The organism is Pseudomonas protegens, assembly GCF_003732485.1.
GTDB lineage: Bacteria > Pseudomonadota > Gammaproteobacteria > Pseudomonadales > Pseudomonadaceae > Aquipseudomonas > Aquipseudomonas protegens_B.
The window spans coordinates 133445-134503 of record NZ_MOAK01000034.1; the positions used below are offsets into that span (position 1 = coordinate 133445).

Sequence of the window (1059 nt, forward strand, 5' to 3'; positions counted from 1 at the left end):
TCTTTTGGCTATGGCGTTTGCACGCTCTTCTACCGTCGAAACAAAAAAGCCCGACCGCGGGTGATCGCGACGGGCCTTTTATTATTCTGAAATATGGCTCTTGGCCACAGGCGTTGGGGCGAATCCTATCCGCGCCTTTAACAACGTGTCAATTTCGTGAATCGTCTTTGAATAGCTGAAAATATTCTAAGAACTGCGGGCTAGAGCATTGCCAGCTGCACACTGTGACTGTCGACGAACTGTTCGAAATGGGTGACCTTGCCCGCTTTCAGCGTCCATAGATGGGCCACTCGCACATCAATAGGCTTGCCCGAGCCTTTATAGATGCCCTGATAGTTGCCATAAGCGAACACCTTGTCGCCCTGGGCCACATAGTTTTCCACCTTGAAGGTGAAGTCCTGCCACTCCGATCCCAGGCGCTTGAACACATGCTCCAGCACCGCCTCGAAACCGACGTAGGTGCCGGCATAGGGAAAGCCCGCCGCTTCGGTCCAGCGCGCATCGGGGGCCAGGGCCGCCGCGGTGTTGCGCGCATTTTCCTGGGAGTTGGCACCTTCGTAGGTGCTTTTGATCAACGCTAGGTTATCCATGGGTGACTCCACACAGGTCAGGTGAGATCAGAGCGCACAACCGTCCAGGCCACAGGCCTGGAGCGCGCCATGTTGAGGGTCGCTAGTGGTGCCCTGGGAAGCCTTCAGCCACTGCGCGAAGGCCTCGGGCTTGCCCAGCCAGGGGCTGATATCGAGCAACTGAAAGCGGCCGTCCCGCTCCAGCGCCAGGGTCGGAAAACCCTGGCCGCCGACTTTGGCCAACAGCGCCCGGCTGCTCTTTATATGCTCATCCAGCTCAAGGGCCACCGCCTGATCGTAGGCGACAGCGAACGGCTGCGAGGCAAAACCCAGGGTTTGCGCCAGTTCCAGCAGGACATCGCGATCGGCAATCCGCCGGCCTTCCAGGTAATGAGCCGTCTGCAGGCGCCCGAGCAATTCCAGTCCACGACCGCCCAGGGCCTCGGCCGCCAATACAGCGGCGATCGGCGGGGCCGAGTCGAAAACCGCC

General features: G+C 59.6%; 1 protein-coding gene and 1 pseudogene. Both read right to left on the minus strand.

The features are described 5' to 3' along the window. Positions 1-200: 200 nt before the first annotated feature. Entirely contained in the window at positions 201-590 is a 390-nt protein-coding gene (locus tag BLX41_RS06195) for a nuclear transport factor 2 family protein (RefSeq protein WP_123724182.1), read from the minus strand. A gap of 27 nt (positions 591-617) precedes the next feature. Continuing rightward, a pseudogene (locus BLX41_RS34590) lies at positions 618-1059 on the minus strand (DsbA family protein); the annotation flags it as partial.

What these genes read in the sequence shown, in the direction of transcription:
- BLX41_RS06195 (WP_123724182.1), bottom strand. Translation starts at nt 590, where the DNA reads ATGGATAACCTAGCGTTGATCAAAAGCACCTACGAAGGTGCCAACTCC.